Annotated in this window: 20 protein-coding genes; 8 read left to right on the top strand and 12 right to left on the bottom strand. The window is 59.9% G+C overall.

Annotation, left to right across the window (positions count from 1 at the left end; translation table 11 throughout):
* Positions 1-33: 33 nt before the first annotated feature.
* Together O9X91_RS17560 and O9X91_RS17565 are read left to right on the top strand one after the other, a co-directional pair.
* Entirely contained in the window at positions 34-999 is a 966-nt protein-coding gene (locus O9X91_RS17560; RefSeq protein ID WP_077984781.1) for a glycosyltransferase family 2 protein, read from the top strand.
* Positions 1000-1050: 51 nt separating this feature from the next.
* Positions 1051-2019, top strand: coding sequence for a polysaccharide pyruvyl transferase family protein (locus tag O9X91_RS17565; protein WP_142913409.1), 969 nt, complete (start codon positions 1051-1053; stop codon positions 2017-2019).
* A 189-nt stretch (positions 2020-2208) separates the two neighbouring features.
* Here O9X91_RS17565 and O9X91_RS17570 read toward each other — a convergent pair whose 3' ends face one another.
* A complete protein-coding gene (locus O9X91_RS17570) occupies positions 2209-3198 on the bottom strand; it encodes a glycosyltransferase family 2 protein (RefSeq protein WP_077984783.1) in 990 nt (329 codons plus the stop codon).
* Between the two features lie 109 nt (positions 3199-3307).
* Positions 3308-3586, bottom strand: coding sequence for an exopolysaccharide production repressor protein (locus O9X91_RS17575; protein ID WP_077984784.1), 279 nt, complete (start codon positions 3584-3586; stop codon positions 3308-3310).
* Positions 3587-3927: 341 nt separating this feature from the next.
* Here O9X91_RS17575 and O9X91_RS17580 point away from each other — a divergent pair, with 341 nt between their 5' ends.
* The gene (locus O9X91_RS17580) at positions 3928-4194 is read left to right on the top strand and encodes a DUF6074 family protein (protein ID WP_077984785.1); all 267 of its coding nucleotides are present in this window, start codon (positions 3928-3930) and stop codon (positions 4192-4194) included.
* A 71-nt stretch (positions 4195-4265) separates the two neighbouring features.
* On the opposite strand, the gene O9X91_RS17585 is transcribed toward O9X91_RS17580, so the two are convergent.
* Both O9X91_RS17585 and rpsU read right to left on the bottom strand, forming a co-directional pair.
* Positions 4266-5165, bottom strand: a complete 900-nt coding sequence (locus tag O9X91_RS17585) for a tetratricopeptide repeat protein (RefSeq protein ID WP_077984786.1) — start codon at positions 5163-5165, stop codon at positions 4266-4268.
* A gap of 133 nt (positions 5166-5298) precedes the next feature.
* Positions 5299-5526 (bottom strand): 30S ribosomal protein S21, encoded by a 228-nt coding sequence (rpsU, locus tag O9X91_RS17590; protein WP_003508541.1) that lies wholly within the window; start codon positions 5524-5526, stop codon positions 5299-5301.
* Positions 5527-5843: 317 nt separating this feature from the next.
* Between rpsU and O9X91_RS17595 the strand changes: the two genes are divergently transcribed.
* The 5 genes from O9X91_RS17595 to O9X91_RS17615 are packed head-to-tail and all read left to right on the top strand — an operon-like array spanning position 5844 to position 11337.
* The gene (locus tag O9X91_RS17595) at positions 5844-7097 is read left to right on the top strand and encodes a sarcosine oxidase subunit beta family protein (protein ID WP_059756984.1); all 1254 of its coding nucleotides are present in this window, start codon (positions 5844-5846) and stop codon (positions 7095-7097) included.
* A complete protein-coding gene (locus O9X91_RS17600; protein WP_162520537.1) occupies positions 7097-7507 on the top strand; it encodes a hypothetical protein in 411 nt (136 codons plus the stop codon). Before O9X91_RS17595 ends, O9X91_RS17600 begins: the two co-directional genes overlap by 1 nt.
* Before the next feature lie 11 nt (positions 7508-7518).
* Positions 7519-7833, top strand: a complete 315-nt coding sequence (locus O9X91_RS17605; protein ID WP_137412503.1) for a sarcosine oxidase subunit delta — start codon at positions 7519-7521, stop codon at positions 7831-7833.
* Positions 7830-10790: a sarcosine oxidase subunit alpha gene (locus O9X91_RS17610; RefSeq protein WP_269834354.1), complete on the top strand. Its 2961-nt coding sequence runs from the start codon at positions 7830-7832 to the stop codon at positions 10788-10790. The genes O9X91_RS17605 and O9X91_RS17610 overlap by 4 nt, the downstream gene beginning before the upstream one ends.
* On the top strand, positions 10783-11337 hold the full coding sequence (locus O9X91_RS17615; RefSeq protein WP_142913411.1) for a sarcosine oxidase subunit gamma: 555 nt from the start codon (positions 10783-10785) through the stop codon (positions 11335-11337). Before O9X91_RS17610 ends, O9X91_RS17615 begins: the two co-directional genes overlap by 8 nt.
* Here O9X91_RS17615 and O9X91_RS17620 read toward each other — a convergent pair.
* The 8 genes from O9X91_RS17620 to O9X91_RS17655 all read right to left on the bottom strand — a co-directional run bounded on the left by O9X91_RS17620 (position 11334) and on the right by O9X91_RS17655 (position 24041).
* Positions 11334-12377, bottom strand: coding sequence for a DUF2332 domain-containing protein (locus O9X91_RS17620; RefSeq protein ID WP_142913412.1), 1044 nt, complete (start codon positions 12375-12377; stop codon positions 11334-11336). The genes O9X91_RS17615 and O9X91_RS17620 overlap by 4 nt on opposite strands.
* A gap of 23 nt (positions 12378-12400) precedes the next feature.
* Positions 12401-12889 carry a MaoC family dehydratase gene (locus O9X91_RS17625; protein ID WP_142913413.1) on the bottom strand — a complete coding sequence of 163 codons (489 nt, stop codon included), beginning with the start codon at positions 12887-12889 and terminating at the stop codon, positions 12401-12403.
* Between the two features lie 55 nt (positions 12890-12944).
* Entirely contained in the window at positions 12945-14900 is a 1956-nt protein-coding gene (glgX, locus tag O9X91_RS17630; RefSeq protein ID WP_269833287.1) for a glycogen debranching protein GlgX, read from the bottom strand.
* Positions 14901-15006: 106 nt separating this feature from the next.
* A complete protein-coding gene (locus O9X91_RS17635) occupies positions 15007-16635 on the bottom strand; it encodes an alpha-D-glucose phosphate-specific phosphoglucomutase (protein ID WP_269834355.1) in 1629 nt (542 codons plus the stop codon).
* Positions 16636-16639: 4 nt separating this feature from the next.
* Positions 16640-18082 carry a glycogen synthase GlgA gene (glgA, locus tag O9X91_RS17640; RefSeq protein WP_269833286.1) on the bottom strand — a complete coding sequence of 481 codons (1443 nt, stop codon included), beginning with the start codon at positions 18080-18082 and terminating at the stop codon, positions 16640-16642.
* Between the two features lie 5 nt (positions 18083-18087).
* On the bottom strand, positions 18088-19350 hold the full coding sequence (gene glgC / locus O9X91_RS17645) for a glucose-1-phosphate adenylyltransferase (RefSeq protein WP_077984795.1): 1263 nt from the start codon (positions 19348-19350) through the stop codon (positions 18088-18090).
* A 21-nt stretch (positions 19351-19371) separates the two neighbouring features.
* A complete protein-coding gene (glgB, locus tag O9X91_RS17650) occupies positions 19372-21579 on the bottom strand; it encodes a 1,4-alpha-glucan branching protein GlgB (RefSeq protein ID WP_077984796.1) in 2208 nt (735 codons plus the stop codon).
* Complete coding sequence (locus tag O9X91_RS17655; RefSeq protein ID WP_137412494.1) at positions 21579-24041, bottom strand: glycogen/starch/alpha-glucan phosphorylase; 2463 nt, start codon at positions 24039-24041, stop codon at positions 21579-21581. Before O9X91_RS17655 ends, glgB begins: the two co-directional genes overlap by 1 nt.
* Between the last annotated feature and the right edge of the window lie 370 nt (positions 24042-24411).

The following is a 24411-nucleotide window of genomic DNA, read 5'->3' on the forward strand; positions in this document are numbered from 1 at the left end:
CGACACTTCTTGATCAACGCAAGGGGCGAAACAATGGCAAGGTTTACTGTCGTCATTCCCTACTACCAAAAGCAGCACGGGGTCTTGGGACGTGCACTCGCATCGGTTTTTGCGCAGACCTACCAGGACTTCGATCTTGTCATCGTCGATGACGAATCGCCATACCCGATCGATCAGGAACTTGCGGAACTTTCGCAGGGTGAGAAAGACCGGATTCTTGTCATTAAGCAGGCCAATGCCGGCCCGGGCGGCGCGCGTAACACCGGTCTCGACCATGTGCCTGGCGGCACCGACTACGTTGCCTTTCTCGATTCCGACGATATCTGGACGCCAGATCATCTGCAGAATGCGGCCTTCGCACTAGAGACTTACGACGGCGATTGCTACTGGGCATCGATGCAGGCAAGTGACGAATTTTATTATCATTTTGCCATTTCCGAGTTGGAGAAAAATGAGGGCGCGGCACGGCTTTCCGAGAAACCGCTGGTGATCGAACTGCCGGATCTGGCAAGTGTGATGCTGCGCAACTGGAGCTTCCTGCATCTCTCCTGCATGGTGATTGGCCGTCCTCTTTTTGAGAAAATCCGCTTCGATCCGGCGCTCAGACTGGCGGCGGAAGACGTGCTGTTTTTCTGCGATTCCATCCTCGCATCGAAGCGGACGCTGCTCTGTGACGATGCCGGTGCGATGCGCGGAATGGGCGTCAATATCTTCCACAGCATCGACAATACCTCGCCGGAATTCCTGCGCCAGCAGTTCAATACCTGGGTGGCGCTCGATACGCTGGAGGGGCGTTTTTCACGCCGGCCGGACGATGTCGCCTCCATTGCGTCCTATAAAAACACGGCGCGCAAACAGGCGCTGTGGAGCCAGGCGGGCAACTTGAAACGGCGAAAGGCGCCCGAATTCGGACTGTTGTTGAAGTGGGCGATGCGTGATCCGGCACTGCTGCGTGCCGCTTTCGAACTCGGCGCCGGAAAAATCGTCCGCCCGCGATGAGCGAATTCTCGCCCGCAAGAATTTATATGTTTTTCACCCAGGAGTGACCTCATGAAACCTTACCACTGGGAATCTCATCACGGAAATTTCGGTGACGATCTCAATCTGTGGCTGTGGGACTTTTTGCTTCCGGGCCTGCGCGATGTGCATGACGATGTCATGCTCGTCGGAGTCGGCACTGTCCTGAACGATGTTCTTTTGCCGGGAAAACAGCGCAAGCTGGTGATCGGCAGCGGTTATGGTTACGGCGCGGTGCCGGATACCAGCACCGAATTCTGGGACATTCGCTGCGTGCGCGGCGAAAAAACTGCCGCCAAGCTCGGGCTCGCGCTCGAAAAAGGCATTGTCGATCCCGCCGTCATGGTCACCGAGATGCCCGATTTCAAAGACCTGCCGAAACTCTACAAGAAGACCTTTGTTCCGCACTGGGAATCGGCGGAATTCGGCATGTGGGAAACGGTCTGCGAGCCGGCAGGCCTCACCTATCTCGACCCGCGCGGCGAGGCGAAAGCGGTCATCCGCGCCATTGCCCAGTCGGAATTCATCGTGGCTGAATCCATGCATGGTGCAATCCTTGCCGATGCCTTCCGCGTGCCGTGGGTCGCGGTCAGCACCTCGCCGTCGATCAACAGCTTCAAATGGAGCGATTGGGCCGGCAGCGTGGGTGTCGACTATCAGCCGCGCTATGTGCCGGTCTCCACCCGCGCCGAGGCGGCGAAAAAGGGCTCGCGCTTCTGGGGTATGAGCTTCCCGCCGCCGCCCGGCCCCGTCATTGCCGAGGCCGGTTCCGTTCCGGTGCATGAAGGTCCGGCGCATGAGGGTGACGTGCTGGTCCGGCCGCAGGAAACGCAGTCCCGGTCATTGCGCAAATTGGCCAAGCAGGTGCTGGCCGCGCCTTCCACGCTGGCGCTCTGGCAGGCAAGCCGCGCGGAGCCGCGTCTCAGCCCGGATGGCCGGCTGGAAGAGCGCAAGGAGCGTTTCGCCGCCGTTCTGGAAACGGTGAGGCGGGATTATCTCTGAGGGCGAAGAGTGGATGCGGCAGGGAATTTTCTGCCGCCTTCGCGTGACGATGCCATCCTCTAGGGTCTCTATCGTCATGCTCGGGCCTGTCCCGAGCATCTGCAACCGACCGATCATACGATACGTGAATAAATCCTCGGGACAAGCCCGAGGATGACGGCGAGAAATTGGCGGAGGTCGCCTTTTCCCTTACGAAACCGGCGTGCCGTCCAGCAGATAACGCACATCACGCACCGGTGGCGATTTGCGGAAGCGGGCAGTCTTGTCGCTCCAGATGCCGCGCGTGATGGCGGGCAGGGCGGGGAGGCGCGCAAGGGCGTGGCTTAACGCGCCGCCCATGCCTTTCTGCTTTTTCGTATCGAGAAAATGGCGAAGCTCGAATTTGGCGCGGATATGTTTTTCATGTTCGCGCAGGATCGCCGTTTCCTCTGCCGAAAGCCGGCAACCAGCGAGAATGGCTTTGTCCGCCTCGTATAAGCGGCGAAGATCTTCGGTGCGATGGCGGCCGCTCAGCGAGTTGCCACGCACGATCGCGCCGTAACCGCAATGGTGGATGACCTTGTAGCGCGCGCCGGCGGCCAGCGCCCGCACGTAAAGCTCGTAATCTTCGCCAAGCCTCAGAGCCTCGTCATAACGCAGCGCATGTTTGTCGAGAAAAGAGCGGCGTATCACCGGTTTCAGAAATCCGGTTTCTCCGCGCTCCACGCCGGGCCTGGAAATATTGCCCTCGACGAATTCCGTGAGCGATAAAAACCGCGCCTGCGGCTCGAAACGGGCCGGCTGCATGGAGGAAGCGCCGGAAACCGATTGCTGGATGAAAGCGATATTGTCAGCCACGAGATCCCAGTCGTCATCGGTCAGCATGGCAGTGAAGCGACCCCTGAAGAAGAAGTCGTCCGCATCGAGAATGCTGATGAGCGGGGCAGATGAAATCGAAATCGCGTGGTTGCGCGCGGCCGAAGGACCGCGATTCACATCGAACCGCACGACCCGCAAACGGCCCGTGCCATCATCCGCCGCATGCGCCACGTCGCTTGTCGTGTCGGTGGAGCCATCGTCGATAACCACGACTTCCCCGACCTCGGGCTCCGCAAGGGCGGAGCGAATGGCGATATCGATGGTTTCAGATGCGTTTTTCGCAGCGATGATGACGCAAATGGGCTGTGAACCGCTCACCATGTGGTGTCCTTCTGCTTTGATCAACCGTCAGGATTTGGCCAGCAGAAAGTGTCAGGCGTATGGATGCAAGCGATTTTTTGCGGCGCAATAAAAGAAGCTGCGTAAAAGCTTACATATCGGTGAGTTTGGCGCCGTGCGGCGGGGCGCTTTTTGCCGGTTCCGCCGCCATGGTCTCGGCGCTGCGATCACGCGAAAAGGTTTCCCGCATCCGCCGTTTTTCTCGGGCGACGAGAACCAGAATTCCAATAAAATAGCCGATTTGCAGAATGACTGCACAGATGAGCGTCTGGATGAATGCGGTATAGAATGATCCGTGGATGAAATACGTGCCAACCGCAAAGGCAAGCAATGCACCGATCATGCTGAAAAAGACACGAGGTGCATACATGGTGCTCTCCTCCCGAGAACGATTTCTCCATTTTTGACTGCGCTGCGGCATTTTTTTTCTTTGCAAGAAATATACGATGAGACCGGTGCTGTTTCAACACACATATATAGTTCTTCTAACGGTTGCGGCATGAAATTTCGGTAATCTGGATTGGTAAATTCCTCCATAACTGCCGATTCGCGCCGATCAGGCCTGCCTGACGACACCGGCTCCTGCGTCTGGAAGCGCCAGAACCGTGCTGCGGGCGGCCCTTGCAGGTTGTCTGTCACGCTCTGCAGACTTCGTTAACCATCTCGCCTTTAAAAAGTCGGTATTGATTCCTCGAAGAGCAGGGTGCCCGCGTGACGACGAGTTCAGAAGTAATCGCCTTTCCGGCAAAGAACCGCATTGCCGACGTAAAACGATGTGCAACCATGCTCGACCGGCTGCATGGTGTGGAGGCGAATGATTTCTGGCGCAGGGAGTGCCGTGAACTTGCCGCCCGTCTGACGGCGCTTGGCTATGAGGACGCCGCCATGCGGCGCGAGGTCATGGAATTTCAAAACGCCGTGCAGGCTGAATTGTGGGCGGGGGACGCCACGCCCGAGGCACGCCGCGACAGCCATTGATGGTTCTTTTTCTTCAATAAAAAAAGCCGGCGGGTTATAAACCAGCCGGCTTTTTGTTGGTTCCGTACGCCTCAGGAGGCGCTAGCGGCGCCGCGCGTGCGGGCAACGCCATCCAGTGCGGGCTTGTATTTAGGATCGAGTCGCGCCGCATGCGCATAGGACTTGGCAGCCTTGGCCATCTCACCGCGGCGCTCATAGACCAGCGCCTGGTTGGCCCAGGATTCCGCCACATTACCATCAAGCGAAATCGCGTGGTTGAAATCGGCGAAGGCGTTTTCATCGTCGTTCAGCGCGACATAAGAAAGGCCGCGGCCATTATAGGGCTCGGGCGACGTCGATGACAGCGAGATCGCCTTGGAGAAGTCCTCGATGGCCTGGGCATGCTGGTTGCGCAGCTGGTAGATCAGGCCACGATTGTGCCAGGCGCGCCCGTCGGTTGTTTCCAGCTCGATGGCGCGGGAGAAATCGTTGAAGGCTTCGTTCACGCGGCCGGACTGGCGGTAAAGATTGCCACGGCCGATGAGCGCCACATCGTAGCTCGGATTGATCTGCAGGGCAGCGTTGTAGTCCTGAAGGGCCTGCTGCTGCTGGCCGCTATTGCGGTAAACCAGCGCGCGGTTGGCATAGGCCTGGTAGAAGCGCGGGTTCAGCTGCAGCGCCTTGTTGAAATCCTCGATGGCGCGGCGCGAATCGCCGGCGCGGCCGTAGGCCGAACCGCGAACATTGTAACCTTCAGGGTCCTGCGGATTGGCGTTGATGACCGAGGTGAGCGAGGCGATGTTTTCCTGCGAGCCCTGGGCGCGGTCGATCCGGAACACATCTTCCGTCTGGTTGGATGTCGCACAGCCGGAAAGACCGGCAAGGATGGTGCAGACGACCAGAGAAGCGCGGAACCCTCTGTTGTTTTTCAGTGGCAACCGGCGCGCAGAGGCATCGGCGTTTTTCACAACACAGGCGTCGACAGCGATCATTCGGTGTGGGTTCCCTCGCAGGCCGGTCTCACGATCGTTCTCAAGAACATTCTCCGGCCACAAACACAAAAAGCGGCGGCGAATTGATCGCCCCCGCCCAACAAGCATTCAAAAACGTCCAAAAGACGGCCTATTAACGGCCTGCGCGGGGGCCTGCAACCAGACCTTCGCGCTGTGCACGCTTGCGTGCCAGCTTGCGAACGCGGCGAACGGCTTCAGCCTTTTCGCGGGCGCGCTTCTGGGAGGGCTTTTCGTAATAATCGCGCATTTTCATTTCACGGAAAATGCCTTCGCGCTGCATCTTTTTCTTGAGGGCGCGAAGCGCCTGATCAACGTTATTGTCGCGGACTAGTACCTGCACGTTAAACCCGTTCCTTTAGTTTGGTTATCTTGCTGTGAGAATAAAGGCATTCGCACGCAAACGAAAAATGGTTCGTCCGGCTGTCCAGCTGGGCGATTGGTGACGTGCAATAACAGATCATTTGCGCCAAGTCCAGCCGGTAGCGCATAATCCGCCTGCAAAATACGGGCTGTCCCGCGTTCGTCCCGCAATGTCGAAACAAAATCATTGCGACGTCGCAAAATGAATATTGCCTCCCCTCCCGATTTGCCATGTGTATGATATGGGCCGGGACTATCTTTACGGCCTCTGGCCGGTTCTTGAGGAGCAGATTGCGAATGCGCAAATATTCCGTTTTTGCCGTGGCGCGTGAGGCGCTCAGGGGTCATAAGGGGTGGGATGCGCAATGGGCCTCGCCCGAACCGCGCAAGGACTATGATGTCATCATCATCGGTGGTGGCGGACATGGTCTCGGAGCGGCCTATTACCTTGCCAAGGAACACGGCATTACCAATGTCGCAGTTTTGGAAAAAGGCTGGCTTGGCGGCGGCAATACCGGCCGCAACACCACCATCATCCGCTCCAACTATCTCTATGAAGAGAGCATGGATATTTACGAGCATTCCCTGAAACTGTGGGAAGGCCTGAGCCAGGATCTCAATTACAACGTCATGTATTCGGCGCGCGGCGTGATGATGCTGTCGCACAATATTCACGACCGGCAGTCCTTCAGCCGCCATATCAATGCCAACCGTCTTTATGGCATCGACAATGAATGGCTGACGCCGGAGCAGGCGAAAGCCTATTGCCCGCCGCTCGATATCTCAGGCAATGCGCGGTATCCGATCAATGGCGCAGCGCTCCAGCGCCGCGGCGGCACGGCTCGCCACGATGCGGTGGCCTGGGGTTATGCCCGTGCGGCCTCCGACCGCGGCGTGCACATCATCCAGAACTGCGAGGTCACGGGTATTCGCCGTGGGCCGGACGGAGCGGTGACGGGTGTGGAGACCAATCGCGGTTTCATCGGCGCGAAAAAAATCGGGGTTTCCGCCGCCGGCCACTCCTCCGTCATCATGAAAATGGCTGACGTCCGCGTTCCCCTGCATTCCAATCCGTTACAGGCACTGGTGTCGGAGCCGCTGAAGCCGATCTTCCCCTGCGTGGTCATGTCCAACACGGTGCATGCCTATATTTCGCAGTCCGACAAGGGCGAGCTGGTGATCGGTGCCGGCACGGACCAGTATAATTCCTATTCCCAGACCGGTGGTTTGCAGATCATCACCCATACGCTCGACGCCATCTGCGAACTCTTCCCGATTTTCCGCCGTGTCAAGATGATGCGCCAATGGGGCGGCATCACCGACAACACACCCGACCGCTCCGCCATCCAGAGCGTGACGCCGGTGCAAAACCTCTTCGTCAATTGCGGTTGGGGCACGGGTGGCTTCAAGGCGACGCCGGGTTCGGCCAATCTCTTCGCGCATCTCATCGCCCGCGGTGAACCGCATCGCCTGGCGGCCGGGCTGACGCTCGACCGGTTCCGTACCGGCCGCCTGATCGATGAGGCTGCCGCTGCCGCGGTGGCGCATTGATGCTGGCGGCGGCCATGCTTGCGATCAACATATCAGGCGCGGTTGCGGCCGTGCCCGCCGGCAGCGTCATTCCCGAGGCCAGGGATTTTCGCAGTCAGAAGATTGCGAAGATGCAGGGCGAGAAAGACTGGCCGTTCGCGGCGGAAAAAGGCCTGCTTCTCTGTGCTCCCAGTCTTGCAAACAAGATGGTTTATTTTGTCGGCGAGAAGGAGGATGGCGAGCAGGATTACCCTTTCGCGATCGATACCGACATGATGGCGGTCGCCATCGTCAATATGGGCCGGGCCTCGGCGCTGCGTCCCTTCGATAATTTCGAGCAGCTTTTAAAGCGGCTTTCCCCTTTCGTAGCCATGGGAAAGCGGCTGTGTGACCAACCCGCCGGAACCATACTTCCGGAAAACTCTCTCTAGGTGGAGCGACGATGCTTCTGATCCATTGCCCCTATTGCGGGGAAGACCGTTCCGAACTGGAATTCCGCTGGTCGGGCGAAGCCCATATCGCGCGTCCGACAAACATTGCCGATATCTCCGATGAGGCCTTCGCGGAATATTTCTTCATTCGCGACAATGACAAGGGCCTTGTTTTCGAGCGCTGGCGTCACATTCACGGCTGCGGCCGCTTCTTCAACGCCGCCCGCGATTCAGTCAGCGACAAGTTCTTGATGACCTACAGGGCGGGTGAACCGAAACCGGATACTGAGACGGTCCTTTCCGCAGAAAAGGGAGCCGGGCAATGAGCGGCGATTATCGTATAAAGGGTGCCGGCCGGCTGACCCCGGCCAGAACCGCCCGTTTCACCTTCGACGGCAAGATCTATCCGGCGTTGGAAGGCGATACCGTCGCGTCGGCGTTGCTGGCCAATGGCGTGCATCTGATCGGCCGCTCGTTCAAATATCACCGCCCGCGTGGTTTCCTGTCCGCCGGGCCGGAGGAACCGAATGCGCTGATCGACGTCTCCCGCGACAGCCTGCGCAAGCAACCCAACGTGCGCGCCACGGTGCAGGAAGTCTTCGACGGCGCGATCATCGCCTCGCAGAACCGTTTCCCGTCACTCTCCTTCGATCTGAGCGCCGTCAACGATCTTCTCTCGCCGATGTTCGCAGCGGGCTTTTATTATAAGACCTTCATGTGGCCGAAGGCCGCCTGGCATAAGATTTACGAACCGCTGATTCGCCGCGCCGCTGGTCTCGGAAAAGCGCCGAGCGAGCCGGATGCGGATCATTATTCCGGCCGTTATGCCCATTGCGACGTGCTGGTGGCCGGCGCCGGCGTCGCCGGCCTGACGGCGGCGCTTGCCGCGGCAAAAACCGGTGCCAGCGTCATTCTGGTGGATGAAAATGCCGAAGTCGGCGGCGCGCTGCGCTTCGACACCGGTGCGGTGATCGACGGCCTGCCCGGCTACGAGTGGGCGCAGAAGGTTCTTGCCGAACTGCAATCCATGCCCAACGTCCGGGTTCTGACCCGCACGACGGCCTTCGGTTACTACAACCACAATTTCGTGGCGCTGGCGCAGCGCGTCACCGACCATCTCGCCACGCCCGCCAGACACCAGCCGCGTGAGCGGCTGTGGCAGGTGTGCGCCAAGAAGGTCGTGCTCGCGGCAGGCGCGATCGAGCGCCACATGGTTTTCGCCAATAATGATCGCCCCGGCATCATGCTGGCTTCGGCGGCCCGCACCTATCTCAACCAGTACGGCGTCGCCGTCGGTCACAATGTCGGTGTCTACACTGCGCATGATTCGGCCTATGAGACGGCCTTCGACCTGAAGAAGGCGGGCGTGAAGATCGCCGCCATCGTCGATTGCCGCGAAAATCCGGACCAGCGTCTGCTGGACGAGGCCCGGGCGCTCGGCATCGAGGTGCTGGCGGGCCACAGCGTCTACAACACCGCCGGCCGCCTGCGCGTCTCTTCCATGACCGTTGGCCGCAATGGCGGCTCCAACAAGCGCAAGATCGCCATCGATGCGCTTGTCGTTTCCGCCGGCTGGACACCGTCGGTGCATCTCTTCTCGCAATCGCGCGGCAAGCTGAAGTTTGACGCGGCTAATCAGCGTTTCCTGCCTGATATCCATGTGCAGAACTGCGTCTCCATCGGCGCCTGCAACGGCACGGACGATCTTTCCGCGATCATTGCCGAAGCGGCAGCTGCTGGCGGCGGTTCGGTGGAATTCTCCGGCGAAAATGCCCGGGCATGGACGGGCGGCATGATCGGTGCGGCCGAAGGCGCAGGCGAGGGCACCGGCGTCAAGGCCTTCATCGATTTCCAGCACGATGTCTGCGCCAAGGATATCCGCCTTGCCGTGCGCGAGGGCATGCATTCCGTCGAACACATCAAGCGCTTCACCACCAATGGCATGGCGTCCGATCAGGGCAAGATGTCGAACATGCATGGCCTCGCCATCGCATCGGAAGCGCTCGGCCGGGATTTGCCCAAGGTCGGTCTCACCACCTTCCGCCAGCCCTATACGCCGGTCACCTTCGGCACGCTCATCAACCATTCGCGCGGCGCGCTGTTTGACCCCACCCGCAAGACGCCTATGCACGAGGAAGAGCTGGCCGCCGGCGCGGTATTTGAAGATGTCGGCAACTGGAAACGTGCCTGGTTTTTCCCGCGTGCGGGCGAGGACATACATGCGGCGATCAACCGCGAATGCAAGACGGTGCGGACAAGCGTGGGCGTGTTCGATGCCTCCACACTCGGCAAGATCGAGGTGGTCGGCCCGGATGCGGCGAAATTCCTGAACCTCATCTACACCAATGCTTGGGATACGCTGAAACCCGGCCGGTGCCGTTATGGTATCATGACGCGCGAAGACGGCTTCGTTTACGATGACGGCGTCGTCGGGCGTCTGGCCGAGGACCGTTTCCATGTCACGACGACGACGGGCGGCGCGCCGCGCGTTCTCCAGCATATGGAAGATTATCTTCAGACCGAATTCCCCGATCTTAATGTCTGGCTCACCTCGGCCACCGAGCAATGGGCTGTCATTGCCGTGCAGGGGCCGAAGGCGCGCGAGGTTATCGCGCCCTTCGTCGAGGGCATCGACCTGTCGCCGGAAGCCTTCCCGCATATGGCGGTGGCCGAGGGCAAGTTCTGCGGCGTGCCGACGCGGCTTTTCCGCGTCTCCTTCACCGGCGAACTCGGTTTCGAAATCAATGTGCCTGCCGATTATGGCGCAGCCGTCTGGTCGGCGATCCGCGAAAGGGCGGAAGCCGAGGGCGGCTGCCTTTACGGCACCGAGACCATGCATATCCTGCGTGCGGAAAAGGGCTATATCATCGTCGGTCAGGACACGGACGGTACGGTGACCCCTGACGATGCCGGGCTTGCCTGGGCCGTTTCCAAGAAGAAGACGGATTTCGTCGGCATTCGCGGCCTGAAACGCATTGACCTGACGCGCACCGGCCGCAAGCAGCTCGTCGGTCTGAAGACGAAAGACCGACTGACCGTGCCTGACGAAGGCGGACAGATCGTTGCCGATCCGAACCAGCCGAAGCCGATGACCATGCTCGGCCATGTCACTTCGGCCTACTGGTCGGAAAATCTCGGCCACTCCATCGCCTTTGCGCTGGTGGCGGATGGCAGGGCGCGCATGGGTGAAACGCTTTATATTCCGCTTGCCGATAAAACCATTGCCGTCGAAGTGACCGACATGGTCTTCCTCGACAAGGAAGGAGTCCGTCTCAATGGCTGACATGCTGCACGCAAAACGCAAATCCGTGCTTGAGGATTTTCACGGCGGCTCGCCTTTCGTTTCGCTGAAAACCGCCGCCTCCGCCTCGCGGCTGTCGCTGCGGGCGCGGGAAAGCGCCGTGCCGGCGCTCTCGGAAGCACTCGGCCTTGCTCTGCCCACCAGCCCGAAAGGCTCCGTCACGTCGGGTCTGCGCTCCGCTTTGTGGCTCGGCCCGGACGAATGGCTGGTGATCGATCAGGGTGAAAGCGACCTGATGGCTGCGCTTGCCGGCGTCTCCGGGCTGTTTTCCGCAACCGATGTTTCCCACCGCAACACGGCCGTCATCGTCTCCGGCCCAGGCGCGGAAGCAGCACTCAATGCCGGCTGCCCGCAGGACCTGTCTTCGGCACGGTTCCCGGTGGGCGCCTGCTCACGCACGGTTTTCGGTAAGGCGGAAGTGGTGCTGCTGCGCACGGCGGACGATACGTTCCGGGTGGAATGCTGGCGTTCCTTTGCCGAATATGTCGGCGGGCTGTTGCAGGAGGCGGCCGAGGACGTGGCGGTTTAACCCGCCATCCAGCCTCGCCATTCCACCCATCGCCCATGGAAATCGGCCCGGCCGATTTCCTGCTTCTCGCCGGTCGGCCAGATCTGAAGGGTAATGGCGGCGCTGCCCGGCGTCGCGTTTGCCTCCATTTGCAGCCGGGCAAGCGGGGCATCCGGCGTAGCGCGGTCTCCGGCTTCGCTAATTACAGCCTCGCCGGCCTCCTTCAACGCATCGGGCAGATATTGCCAGGCGACTGAGTGATAGACGACATGGGCAGCACCCGGATATTGCCTGGCAAGGCGGCGTTTCAGCCAGTCGACCGCGTCCACCTTCTCGACATGCAGACCATGTTCTACGGCTATCCGCAGGGCGGCGGCGGTTCGCTGCAGCCTGTCTGTCTGATCGGCCCAGACATAGGACATCAGCCGCAGGCGATCTTCGGCGGATGACGGGTCGAGCGGGTTGAGATCGCAGCCGGCGCGCTCGATAACCTCGATCCGGCCATCCGGCGGGGTGTTGCCGCGCCATTCCGGCGACAGGAAAACATCGGATCGTTCACCCCAGGTGAGGCCGCCGAGGCGATATCGGTAACGGTCGAATTGCAGGTTGAGCCCGGCGCTCGCTCCCACCTCCGACAGCACCAGCGGCTTGCCGGTCAGTGCCGCGATCGAAAGAAAGCCCGGCAGCAGAACGGCGGAACGGCGAACCTCGTTGGTCTGCGGCGGTGATTTCAACCTTGCGAGGATGAAGGGCGAATGAAAACGAAGGGCGCTGGCGCAGGCCTGCCAGAGCGCTTCTTCGTCTTCCGGCGCAATATCGGCAAGCGGCGCGATCTTTTCCTCGATGGCGAGCGCATGCAGGGCGCCCGCCAGCCGCAGGGGAACGGAATCGCCCGAGGGGCCGACATCACCGGGCCAGGATAAAATGCGCTCGCCTATCTCGGTTTGCCTGTCGAGCCTTGCTGCCATGGCACGGCAGAGCCGTGCGGTAAAGGGCGAGCCGAGGCTGTCGCAGGCTCTTGCCTGCGAAAGAAAGGCATTCCTTACGGCTTCGTCATGCATGCCGTCTCTCCGTTGCGGTGGTTTCAGGCGTCTTCCGGCCTGTCCTCCGGGTTGAACTGGCTGATGGTGGTCCAGCGGGCGGTAAGCGCCGGCTTTTTTTCGTTTTCGATTTCCACCGTCACGTCATAGGTTGTCATCAGCATGGCCGCACCGCGAAAACGCGCTTCCGCCAGCGTGAAACGGCCGCGCACCCGCGCACCGCTTTTGACCGGCGTCACGAAACGGACGGTATCGAAGCCGTAATTGATGCCCATGGTCTGTTCGCGAATACGGGGCAGGGCGTCGTAATTCAGCGCCGAAAGCAGCGACAGCGTCAGGAACCCATGGGCGATGGTGCCGCCAAAAGGGCTTTCAGCACGGGCGCGCTCAGGGTCCATATGGATGAACTGTTCATCCAGTGTCGCTTTCCCGAAGGCGTTTATCATCGTCTGGTCGACGGTGATCCAGTCGGAAACGCCCATTTCCGTACCGACGCAGTCCTTCATGTCGGCCAGCGCAATTTCTTTTGTCATGTTACCTCGTCCGCATTGTTTTAGCGCGACTTATACGGCTCGTGGTGCGAATGGATCAACCGTGCAGATAAAACACGACGGAACGGGCCGGCAGGAATGCGGGGTTGCCGAAATCCGTGCCGATGGCGCGCCAGCCGTCGCCCGGCAGGGTGAAGGGAACGATGTCTCGGCTGCGGTTGATGAGAATGGCGAGTTTGGCGTCTTTACCGGTCTCCCGGTCCGGGGTGGAAAGCAGCATGGCGAAGGCCTGCCCATCCGGTCTTTCCCAGTCCGCAACGGTCATCGGTTCGCCACTCGGCGCAAGCCAGGTCACATCGCCCCTGCCGGAGAAGAAGCCACTCTCAGAAAACACACCGAAACGTTTGCGCAGGGCGGCGAGAAACGCCGTATGGTCAATCAACTCAGGGACAAGCGATGACCAGTCGACCCAGTTGATGTCATTGTCCTGGCAATAGGCGTTGTTGTTGCCCTGCTGACTGCGGCCGCCCTCGTCACCCGCCGTCAACATCAGGGCGCCGCGGCTGACAAAAAGCGTGGAAAGCAGCGCTTTTACATCCGCAAGGCGAGCGGCGACAATGGCGGGATCGTCGGTCAATCCCTCGAAACCATTGTTCCAGGAATGGTTGTCGTTATGCCCGTCGCGATTGTTCTCGCCGTTTTTTTCATTGTGCTTGTGTTCGTGGCTGACGAGATCGAACAGGGTGAAACCATCATGGGCGGCAAGGAAATTGACGCTGCGGCTTTTCAGGCGGCCATGGCGGGAAAAGATCGGCGAGGAGCCGGACAGGGCATTGGCCAGCGCCCCGGTCGTGCCAGCATCTCCACGCCAGAAACGGCGCATGTCATCGCGGGCGCGGTCGTTCCATTCCAGGAAACTTTCTGGGAAATTGCCGAGCTGATAACCGCCGGGGCCGATATCCCAGGGTTCGGCGATCAGCAGGCGGTCGTAAAGCACCGAGTCCGAATGCATCGCGGCCAGCGTCTCGCTCGCCATGTCGAAACCCGCGGCCGTCCTCCCGAGCACGGGCGCAAGATCGAAACGGAAGCCATCCACGCCGGCATTGAGAACGAAATGCCGCAGCGAATCGATGATGAGCTGGCGAATATAGGGGTGGTCGCAGGCAACCGTGTTGCCGGTGCCGGTATCGTTGACCAGCACGCCCGGCTTTCCCGGCGGATGGCGGAAGGCGGTGAGGTTATCGAGTCCCCGCAGCGACAGGATCGAGCCTTCGATATCGCTTTCACCGGTATGGTTGAAGACGAGATCGAGAATGACGCCGATGCCCTCTGCATGCAGCGCCGCAACCGTATCGCGCAACTCCCGCACACCGCCAGGGCAGAGGCGCGGATCGAGTGTCATGAAACCGACGGGATTATAACCCCAGGCATTGGAAAGGCCGAGCGGCGGCAGGTGGCGCTCATCGATCCATGCGGTGATCGGCATCAACTCCACCGCATCGATGCCGATTTTTTTCAGGTGCGCGACAATGGCGGGATGCGCAAGTGCGGCAACGGTGCCCCTGATCTCTTCCGGCACTTCAGGATGCAGCCGGGTAAAGGATTTGACGGCGAGTTCGTAAATCAGCCCGCCTTCGGCAAAAAGCGGCGGTTGACGCCTGACCGGCTCATATTGCGAAAGGATCGTTTTCGGCATGATCCCGCCGGTCTCCGCACCAAAGGCGTAAAGCGCGGGGTCGTGCCGGAAGGGGCGGTCGATCTCCGTGGCATAGGGGTCGAGCAGCAGTTTCGCAGGATCGAACCAGAGGCCGTGTTCAGGGGCGTAAATGCCGTGAGTGCGAAAGCCGTATCGCGTGCCGGGGTCCGCGTCGGAGACGGTCAACCGGTGAACGTCATCTTCACCGCGCGCCATCGGCAAACGCGCCGTTTCTTTTTCGCCCTTCGTATCGAAAAGGCAGAGATCGATCTGCGAGGCGTGCCGGGAGTAGACCGTGAATTCCGTTCCGTTTTCCGTCTGGATTGCGCCTTTGGGGAAAACGGAAGGTGTCTGCATGGTCGGTCTCTCCGGGAAATGGTGTTTCTCTTCCAGAATGGAGCAGGGAGGCAAGGCCGAGTGAGGGACGCTTTCAGTGCGTCCCTCATGAGCGGGCGGCAAGCCCTTACGTAATAACGCTCGGTGCGTTGCGGCCGGTATGAGCCTTGATGCCGGCGATGGTATCGGCAACGGAAATCAGGTCGGCAAGTGCCTCCTGGGTTTCGATACCGTGGCGGGCCGCATCCGGCTCGTAACGCTCGACATAGAGGCGAAGCGTGGCGCCCGCAGTACCCGTGCCGGAGAGGCGAAGCACGATGCGCGAGCCGCCTTCGAACAGGATGCGGATGCCCTGATTTTTGCTGACCGACTGATCGACCGGATCGTGATAGGCAAAATCATCCGCCGCCGCGACCTTCAGATTGCCATAGCTGGTGCCGGGAAGTGTGGCGAGTTTTTCGCGCAGGGTGGCGACCAGCGTGTTCGCAGCATCCGAATCCACTTCCTCATAGTCATGGCGGGAGTAATAGTTGCGGCCATATTCGGCCCAGTGCTTGGTGACGATGTCCTTCACACTTTCCTTGCGGGCGGCGACAATGTTCAGCCAGTAGAGCACGGCCCAAAGGCCATCCTTTTCTCGCACATGGTTGGAGCCCGTGCCGAAGCTTTCCTCGCCGCAAATCGTTACCTTGCCAGCATCCATGAGATTGCCGAAGAATTTCCAGCCGGTCGGTGTCTCGTACATGCCAAGGCCAAGCTTTTCGGCGACGCGGTCCGCTGCCGCACTGGTCGGCATGGAGCGGGCGATGCCGGAAATGCCGGAGGCATAACCGGGCGCCAGTTTGGCATTGGCGGCGATGATCGCCAGACTGTCTGATGGGGTGACGAACATGCCCTTGCCGACAACCATGTTGCGGTCGCCATCGCCATCGGAAGCCGCGCCGAAATCGGGGCCTTGCGGGCTCATCACATCGTCATAAAGCTCCTTGGCGTGGACAAGGTTCGGGTCTGGATGGTGGCCGCCGAAATCCGGCAGCGGCGTTGCATTGCGGACGGAGCCCTTCGGCGCGCCGAGACGCTTTTCGAGGATTTCCACCGCATAGGGGCCGGTGACAGCGCTCATGGAGTCGATGACGACCCTGAAGCCGCCAGCGATGAGCGCACGGATGGCGTCGAAATCGAAAAGTTCTTCCATCAGGGTGGCATAGTCTGTGACCGGGTCTATCACCTCGACTGTCAGCTCATCCACCTTGAAGCTGCCGATCTTGTCGAGGTCGATATCGGCGGCATCGGAAATCTTGTAGCTGTCGATGACCTTCGAGCGGGCATAGATCGCGTCCGTGATCTTTTCCGGCGCGGGGCCGCCATTGCCGATATTGTATTTGATGCCGAAATCTTCGTTCGGGCCGCCGGGATTATGGCTGGCGGAAAGAACGATGCCGCCGAAGGCCTTGTATTTGCGGATGATGTTGGAGGCGGCCGGCGTGGAGAGAATGCCGCCCTGACCAACCAGCACCTTGCCGAAACCGGCGGCGGCAGCCATTTTGATCGCCTTCTGGATGACTTCGCGGTTGTAATAGCGGCCGTCGCCGCCGATCACCAGCGTCTGTCCTTCAAAGCCTTCAAGCGCGTCGAAGATCGACTGGATGAAGTTCTCGGCGTAATTTTCCTGGGTGAAGACCGGCACCTTCTTGCGCAGGCCTGAAGTGCCCGGCTTCTGGTCCTGATAGGGCTTCGTCTGAACGGTCTTGATCATTGTTTCAATGGCCTTTCGAAATAAGCTGGCTGTAAAGCGCGGCGTAAAGACCGGCGCTCTTTTCCCAGGAAACATCGGATTTCATTCCGAGTTTCTGCATTTGTGTCCACAGTTTCGGGTCGTGGTAATAACGGACGGCCCGGCGGATCGCCTGTTTCAGACCATCGAGCGTGACGGGTGAAAATTGCACGCCGGTCGCCGATTTATTGGCGATGGCGGCATGGTTGGCGTCGATCACGGTATCGGCAAGACCGCCGGTGCGGGCGACGACCGGAATGCAGCCGTAACGCAGCGCGTAAAGCTGGGTGAGGCCGCAGGGTTCAAAACGAGAGGGAATGATGATCGCATCGCAGCCCGCCTGCATCAGGTGCGAGAGTGGCTCGTTATAACCGATAGCGACACCGACGCGGCCATGGTGGCGGGACGCCGCCGCCAGAAGCGCGCCCTCCAGCGCTACTTCCCCCGCGCCCAGCACCACGAGGCGACCGCCAAGGGAAACGATCTCGTCCACGGCTTCCGCCATGAGGTCGATACCCTTTTGCCAGGTGAGGCGGGAGATGATGCAGAAAAGCGGGCTGTCATCATCGTTGATGCGGAAATGTTCGGCGACCGCTTTTTTGTTCAGCGCACGGTTCTTGAGATTGGCGGCTGAATAATTGTCGTGAATCAGGTGATCGGTGGCCGGGTTCCAGACGTCGGCATCGATGCCGTTGACGATGCCGTGCAGTACATGGGCGCGGCTGCCGATGACGCCGTGCAAGCCCATGCCGAATTGCGGGGTGAGGATTTCCTCGGCATAGGACGGGCTGACGGTGCTGAGCGCCGTTGCCGTCTGCAGGCCGCCCTTCAGGAAGCTCACATCGTTGTAATACTCGATGCCTTCCATGCCGAAGGCATGGGCGGGGAGGCCAAGCTTGCTGAAGATATTCGCGCCGAACTGGCCCTGAAAGGCGATGTTGTGGATGGTGAGAAGGCTCGGTATCTCAGGCGTTTCGGCATAACGCATATAGACCGGCGCCATTGCGGCCTGCCAGTCATGGGCATGCACCATATCCGGCCACCAACCGGGAAGCGCACCGGCGGCGATGCGGGCGGCGGCCAGGGAAAGCGCCGCGAAGCGTTTCCAGTTGTCAGAATAGTCCTTGCCAGTCTGGTCGAGATAGGGGCCGCCGGAGCGCTCGTAATAGGCGGGCGCGTCAAGAATGAGGAGGTTCAGTCCCTCATGCCGCACTTCGAGCACATCGGCTTTTTCGCCGAGCAGATCGGTAAATTCGAAGCATTTGACGGGGTCCGTCACGGCGGCTTTCACCGCCGGATATCCGGGTATCAATGTGCGCGTCGTGACGCCATGGGCTTCCAGCGCGATGGGGAGTGCGCCAACAACGTCGGCGAGCCCTCCGGTCTTGATCAGGGGATAGATTTCGGATGAAACCGAAAGGACATTCATGGGCTCTACAGGTCCAGCTTGTCGATCATCGATTGGGTGATAAGGCAAATGCCGTTTTCAGTGCGGCGGAAACGTTTGGCATCCAGTTCTGGGTCTTCTCCTACAATCAGTCCTTCCGGAATGACCACGCCATGGTCGATGACGACATTGCTGAGCTGGGCGTGACGCCCGATCTTCACACTTGGCAGTACTACGGCATTCTCAAGGCGGGAATATGAATTAGCCCGCACACCCGTAAAGAGGAGGCTGCGGTTGAGGGCGGCGCCGGAAATGATGCAATCGCCGGAGACGACCGAAGACACGGCCGAGCCGCGGCGGTTCTCGTCATCGTGCACAAATTTCGCCGGCGGTGTGATTTCCGCATAGGTCCAGATCGGCCAGGATTTGTCGTATATATCGAGGTCCGGCACCACATCCGTCAGGTCGATATTGGCCTGCCAATAGGCATCGATGGTGCCGACGTCGCGCCAGTAGGGGCCATGCTCGAAATCGGAACGCACGCAGGAATCCGCGAAGCGATGGGCGACGGCTTTGCCGTGCTCGACGATGTAGGGAATGATGTCTTTGCCGAAGTCTCGGCTGGAGCTCGGATCGGCGGCGTCGCGGCGCAGCGCTTCCATCAGGAATTTCGTGTGAAAGACGTAGATGCCCATCGAGGCGAGCGCGAAGCCTTCATTGCCGGGAATGCCCGGCGGATCGGCCGGTTTTTCGATGAAATCAATGATCTCGTCTTTTTCATTCACATGCATCACGCCGAAGCCGGTCGCTTCCATGCGCGGCACTTCAAGGCAGCCGATCGTTACATCGGCGCCGGAATCGACATGCTGCTGCAGCATGTATTCGTAATCCATTTTGTAGATATGGTCGCCGGCGAGAATGACCATATATTCCGGCGCATAGGGCTCAATGATGTCGATGTTCTGGTAGACGGCGTCGGCCGTGCCTTCATACCATTGCGTTTCGGAAACGCGCTGGGAGGCCGGCAGAATATCGAAGCTTTCGTTACGCTCGGGACGGAAGAAGTCCCAGCCGCGCTGCAGGTGGCGGATGAGCGAGTGCGCCTTGTATTGCGTGGCGACGCCGATGCGGCGAATGCCGGAATTGAGCGCGTTGGAGAGCGCGAAATCGATGATGCGCGCCTTGCCGCCGAAATAGACGGCGGGTTTTGCCCGGCGGTCCGTCAGTTCCTTCAGACGGCTGCCTCTGCCGCCTGCGAGGACATAGGCCATTGCATCGCGTGCCAAAGGCTGAACTCTTTTTTCCGACATGGTGTCCTCCCTCTGTGTCTGTCAGTTTTCCGGCTCGAGCATGATCGTCGCGAGCGGTGGCAGGACGAGCATTGTCCCGATGTCTCCTCCGGCATCGACCGCCTGAACGCGCCCGCCATTTCCCTTGCCGCTGCCGCCATAAATTTCGGCATCGGTGTTGAGAATCTCCCTCCACCGCCCCGCCTGGGGCAGCGGCACATAATAGTTTTCCCGATAGACCGGTGTCAGATTGCAGATGACCGCCACCGGTTTTTCGCCGGGCGCCGTGCGCAGCCAGGCAAAGACGGAGTTCTCGTGATCATCGACCACCAGCCAGCGGAAGCCGTCGGGTTCGCAATCGCGGGCGTGCAGGGCGGCTTTGGATCGATAGGTGAGGTTGAGATCGCGCACGAGGCGGCGCATGCCCTCATGCATCGGATATTGGCGCAGGTTCCAGTCGAGCGAACCCTTCTCGCTCCACTCGCTCCACTGCGCGAATTCCTGCCCCATGAACAGCAGCTTCTTGCCGGGATAACCCCACATGAAGCCGTAATAGGACCGCAGATTGGCGAATTTCTGCCAGTCATCGCCGGACATTTTGGCGATCAGCGATCCTTTGCCGTGCACAACCTCGTCGTGGGACAGCGGCAGCACGAAATTTTCGGTGAAGGCGTAAAGCAGGCCGAAGGTCAGCTCCTGATGGTGGAACTTGCGATGCACCGGCTCACGCGAGAAATAACTGAGCGTGTCGTGCATGAAGCCCATATTCCACTTGAAACCGAAACCGAGGCCGCCCTCGTGGACGGGCTGCGATACTTTCGGCCAGGAGGTGGATTCCTCGGCAATGGTCATGACGCCCGGATGGGTGCCATAAACGAGGGAATTCATCTTCTGCAGGAAGCGGACGGATTCCAGGTTCTCGCGCCCGCCATATTCGTTGGGGATCCACTCGCCTTCCTTGCGGGAATAATCGAGATAGAGCATCGAGGCGACCGCATCGACACGCAGGCCGTCGAGATGGAATTTCTCGGCCCAATAAAGCGCGTTGTTGATGAGGTAGGACATCACCTCCACGCGGCCGAAATTGTAGATGGCCGTGTTCCAGTCGGGATGGAAACCCTGGCGCGGATCGGCATGTTCGTAAAGCGCGGTGCCATCGAACCAGCGCAACCCGTGCTCGTCGGTCGGAAAATGCGCGGGAACCCAATCGAGCAGAACACCGATGCCGACCTTATGGGCGCCGTTGACGAAACGGGCGAAACCTTCTGGATCGCCGAAACGGGCAGTCGGGGCGTAAAGGCCAGTGGTCTGATAACCCCAGGAAGGGTCATAGGGATGTTCGGTGATCGGCAGGAACTCGATGTGGGTGAAGCCCATATCCGTGCAATAGGGAATGAGCTCGGCGGCCAGTTCGTCCCAGCTCAGGAACGTGCCGTCCTCGCGCCGCCGCCAGGAGCCGGCATGCACCTCATAGATACTGATAGGCTGGCGGCGCTGGTCCACCTGCGCCCAATGTTCCCGATGGGCCTGGTCTTCCCATTCCTGGGTGAGTTCAGGCGCGGTAACGGAGGCGTTCTTCGGCCGCAACTCGGCGCGCCGCGCATAGGGATCCGCCTTCAGCGGCAGGAGCTCGCCGTTTGCGCCGAGGATTTCGAACTTGTATGCGCAGCCGGCATAGACGTCAGGCGCGAAGATTTCCCAGATGCCGGTATCCTTGCGGAAACGCATGACATGCCGTCGGCCATCCCAATTGTTGAAATCGCCGACAACGGAAACGCGCCGCGCATTGGGCGCCCAGACGGCGAAGTGGAAACCCTCGACGCCCTCGAGCTTCAGCGGATGCGCGCCCATCCTGTCGAAGAGCCGCAGATGCGATCCTTCGCGAACGAAATAATCGTCCATCGGTCCGAGAACCGGGCCGAAACTGTAAGGGTCGGTCACCGCCCATTCGGCATCGTCGCGGCTGGCGCGATACCGCACCGGTTGGCGCTTTGAAAGATCGATCCGGCCTTCGAAAAAGCCGTCGGGATCGAGCCGCTTTAATTCGCCCACGAAGTTTCCGTCCAGCGTAAGGACGGAAACCTCCTCGGCGCCGGGAATGAAACAGCGGGCGGAAAATCCTTCCGGTGTTTCGTGAACGCCGAGAAGGGCAAAGGGATTGGAATGCAAACCGCTCTTGATCGCCTCGATTTCAGCCTTCGTAATATCGCCAGTCTTTTTCTCTTCGGCCGAATTGAGCGGTTTTTTCATCAGGCTCTCCAGATCTCGGTGGCGTATTGACGGATCGTCCTGTCGGACGAGAACCAGCCCATACGCGCCGTGTTGCGCACTGTCTTGGCATACCAGCTGTCCGGATCGCTCCAGATCGCGTCCACCTCGCGCTGTGCATTGGCATAGGCGTCGAAGTCGGCGGCGACCATGAACCAGTCGCTGTTATAGATACCGTCGATCAGGCCGGCGAAACGAGAGCGGTCATCCGGCGAGAAGACGCCGGAGGCGATGGAGGACAGCGCCTGCGACAACTCCGCCGATCCTTCGATGATCGCGCGTGGATTGTGGCCTTCGGCGCGCGCCTTGGCCACTTCATCCGCCGTCATTCCGAAGATGACGATATTCTCCGCGCCGACATGATCGCGCATTTCGACATTTGCGCCATCGAGCGTGCCGATGGTGAGCGCGCCGTTGAGTGCGAATTTCATATTGCCGGTGCCGGAGGCTTCCATGCCGGCCGTCGATATCTGTTCGGAAAGATCGGCGGCGGGAACCATGATTTCGGCCAGCGAGACATTGTAGTTCGGAATAAACACCACTTTCAGAAGCCCGCGCACGGCCGGATCGTTGTTGATGACCCGGGCAATATCATTGGCAAGCTTGATGATCAGCTTCGCGTTGTGATAACTCGGCGCCGCCTTGCCTGCGAAGAACTTAACGCGCGGCACCCAATCCAGTTCCGGGTGAGAACGGATCTGGTCGTAAAGCGCGACCGTCTCCACGAGGTTCAAAAGCTGGCGCTTATATTCATGGATACGTTTGATCTGGATGTCGAACATGGCGGAAGGGTCGACGCGGATGCCCATGCGCTGCGCTACCGTATTGGCAAGCCGCACCTTGTTCAGACGTTTCACCTCGGCGAATTTTTCGCGGAAACCGGCATCGTCGGCGAAACGGTCGAGCGCTGTCAGCTTTTCCGCATCGTCGAGGAAATCGTCGCCGATCGCCTCGCGCAGCAGGCTGGTGAGGCCCGGATTGCACTGCATCAGCCAGCGGCGCGGCGTAATGCCATTGGTCTTGTTGTTGATACGGTCAGGGTAAAGGCTGTGCAGATCGGCAAAGACCGTTTCCTTCATCAGATCGGTATGAAGGGCGGAAACGCCGTTGATGGAATGTGAGCCGATAAAGGCGAGATTGCCCATGCGCACGCGACGCTCGCCGCCTTCGTCGATCAGCGAGATCGAACGGATCTGCTGATCCGCCATCTTCTTTTCCTTGCGGGCGAAAAGCAGCGTGTTGGCGTTGATCGCATAGACGATCTGCATATGTCTTGGCAAAAGACGCTCGAGCAGCGGCACCGGCCAGCTTTCCAGCGCCTCCGGCAAAAGCGTGTGGTTGGTGTAGGAGAAGGTGCCCTGCGTGATCTTCCACGCCTCCTCGAATTCCAGACCGTGCACATCGCACAGAAGACGCATCATTTCGGCGATGGAGATCGCCGGATGCGTGTCGTTGAGCTGGATCGAGACCTTCTCGGGCAGCGACGTGAAGTCCGGATATTGCTGCAGGTGACGGCGCAGAATGTCCTGCAGCGAGGCGGAGGAGAAGAAGAACTCCTGTCTGAGGCGCAGTTCCTGACCGGCCGGCGTCGCGTCGGCAGGGTAGAGAACCCGCGTCAGGCTTTCCGCCTTGTTGCTCTCGCGCAATGCGCCGATATGGTCGCCGGCGTTGAAGGCGGCCAGTAGAATGGGGTCGATCGGCTGCGCGGACCAGAGGCGGAGCGTATTGACGCGGGTGCCGCGCCAGCCGACGACCGGCGTGTCATAGGCCATGGCGATCACGCGTTCGGCCGGTTTCCATACGAAACGCTGCGGATCTTCGTATCCGCCGATGGTCTCTACCGATCCGCCGAAGCCGATTTCATAAGAGCTTTCGCGTCGCTCGAATTCCCAGGGGTTGCCATGCGCAAGCCAGGTTTCCGGCAGTTCCACCTGCCATCCATCCGCCATCTGCTGGCGGAAGAGGCCGTGCACGTAACGGATGCCGTAGCCATAGGCGGGAATGTCGACGGTCGCCATGGATTCCATGAAACAGGCGGCTAGACGGCCAAGGCCGCCATTGCCGAGTGCGGCATCCGGCTCCAGCCCGGCGATAACGTCAAGATCGACGCCGAGCGAGGACAGCGCATCGCGAATTTCATGCATCAGGCCGATATTGGAGATGGCGTCGCGCATCAGGCGGCCGATCAAGAATTCCAGCGACAGATAATAAACGCGCTTGGAATTGTTGGCATAGGCCTTGCGGGTGGATTCCATCCACTTGTCGATGATGCGGTCGCGCACGACGAGGATGGTTGCGGTCAGCCAGTCATGGGGCTTGGCGACCTTGACGTCCTTGCCGATGCGATAGGTCAGTCGTTCGATGATTTCCGCGGCCATGATTTCCGGGTTGGAACTGCGCGGGGCGGGGCGGGGAAGATCGGCGGTGTTGAGGTTATTGATCATTGGTCGGTCAGCACCTTGGTGGGAGGAGAGGGTCTGAGAGGTCGATCCGTGTTGCCTTTGCTGATGCCAGTTTATGCATCGATATGGAGGTGTGGCAACAGCAATTTTCGCGGAAAGTTGAGCGGCTTAGGATTATGAAAAATAAGACCTTTTCTTCCGCATCCCAAGGATCGCGCAAGGCATTGCCGGCCCTTTATCCGCCGTTACCGAAAAGGTTTGCGTGGTCATTGCGATGCCGGGCATCGTTCAAAAAAGGGAAAGAGGCTGCAACACTTTTAAATGGTTCACCGGTCCTGAAATCTGTTTCGCTCAATGTATCCTGTTTTAAACACCGGGCCAAAAACCGCTTAGCGGGTTCGGTCTGATACTT

The sequence above is a fragment of the Agrobacterium salinitolerans genome (genome assembly GCF_027498475.1).
Lineage (GTDB): Bacteria > Pseudomonadota > Alphaproteobacteria > Rhizobiales > Rhizobiaceae > Agrobacterium > Agrobacterium salinitolerans.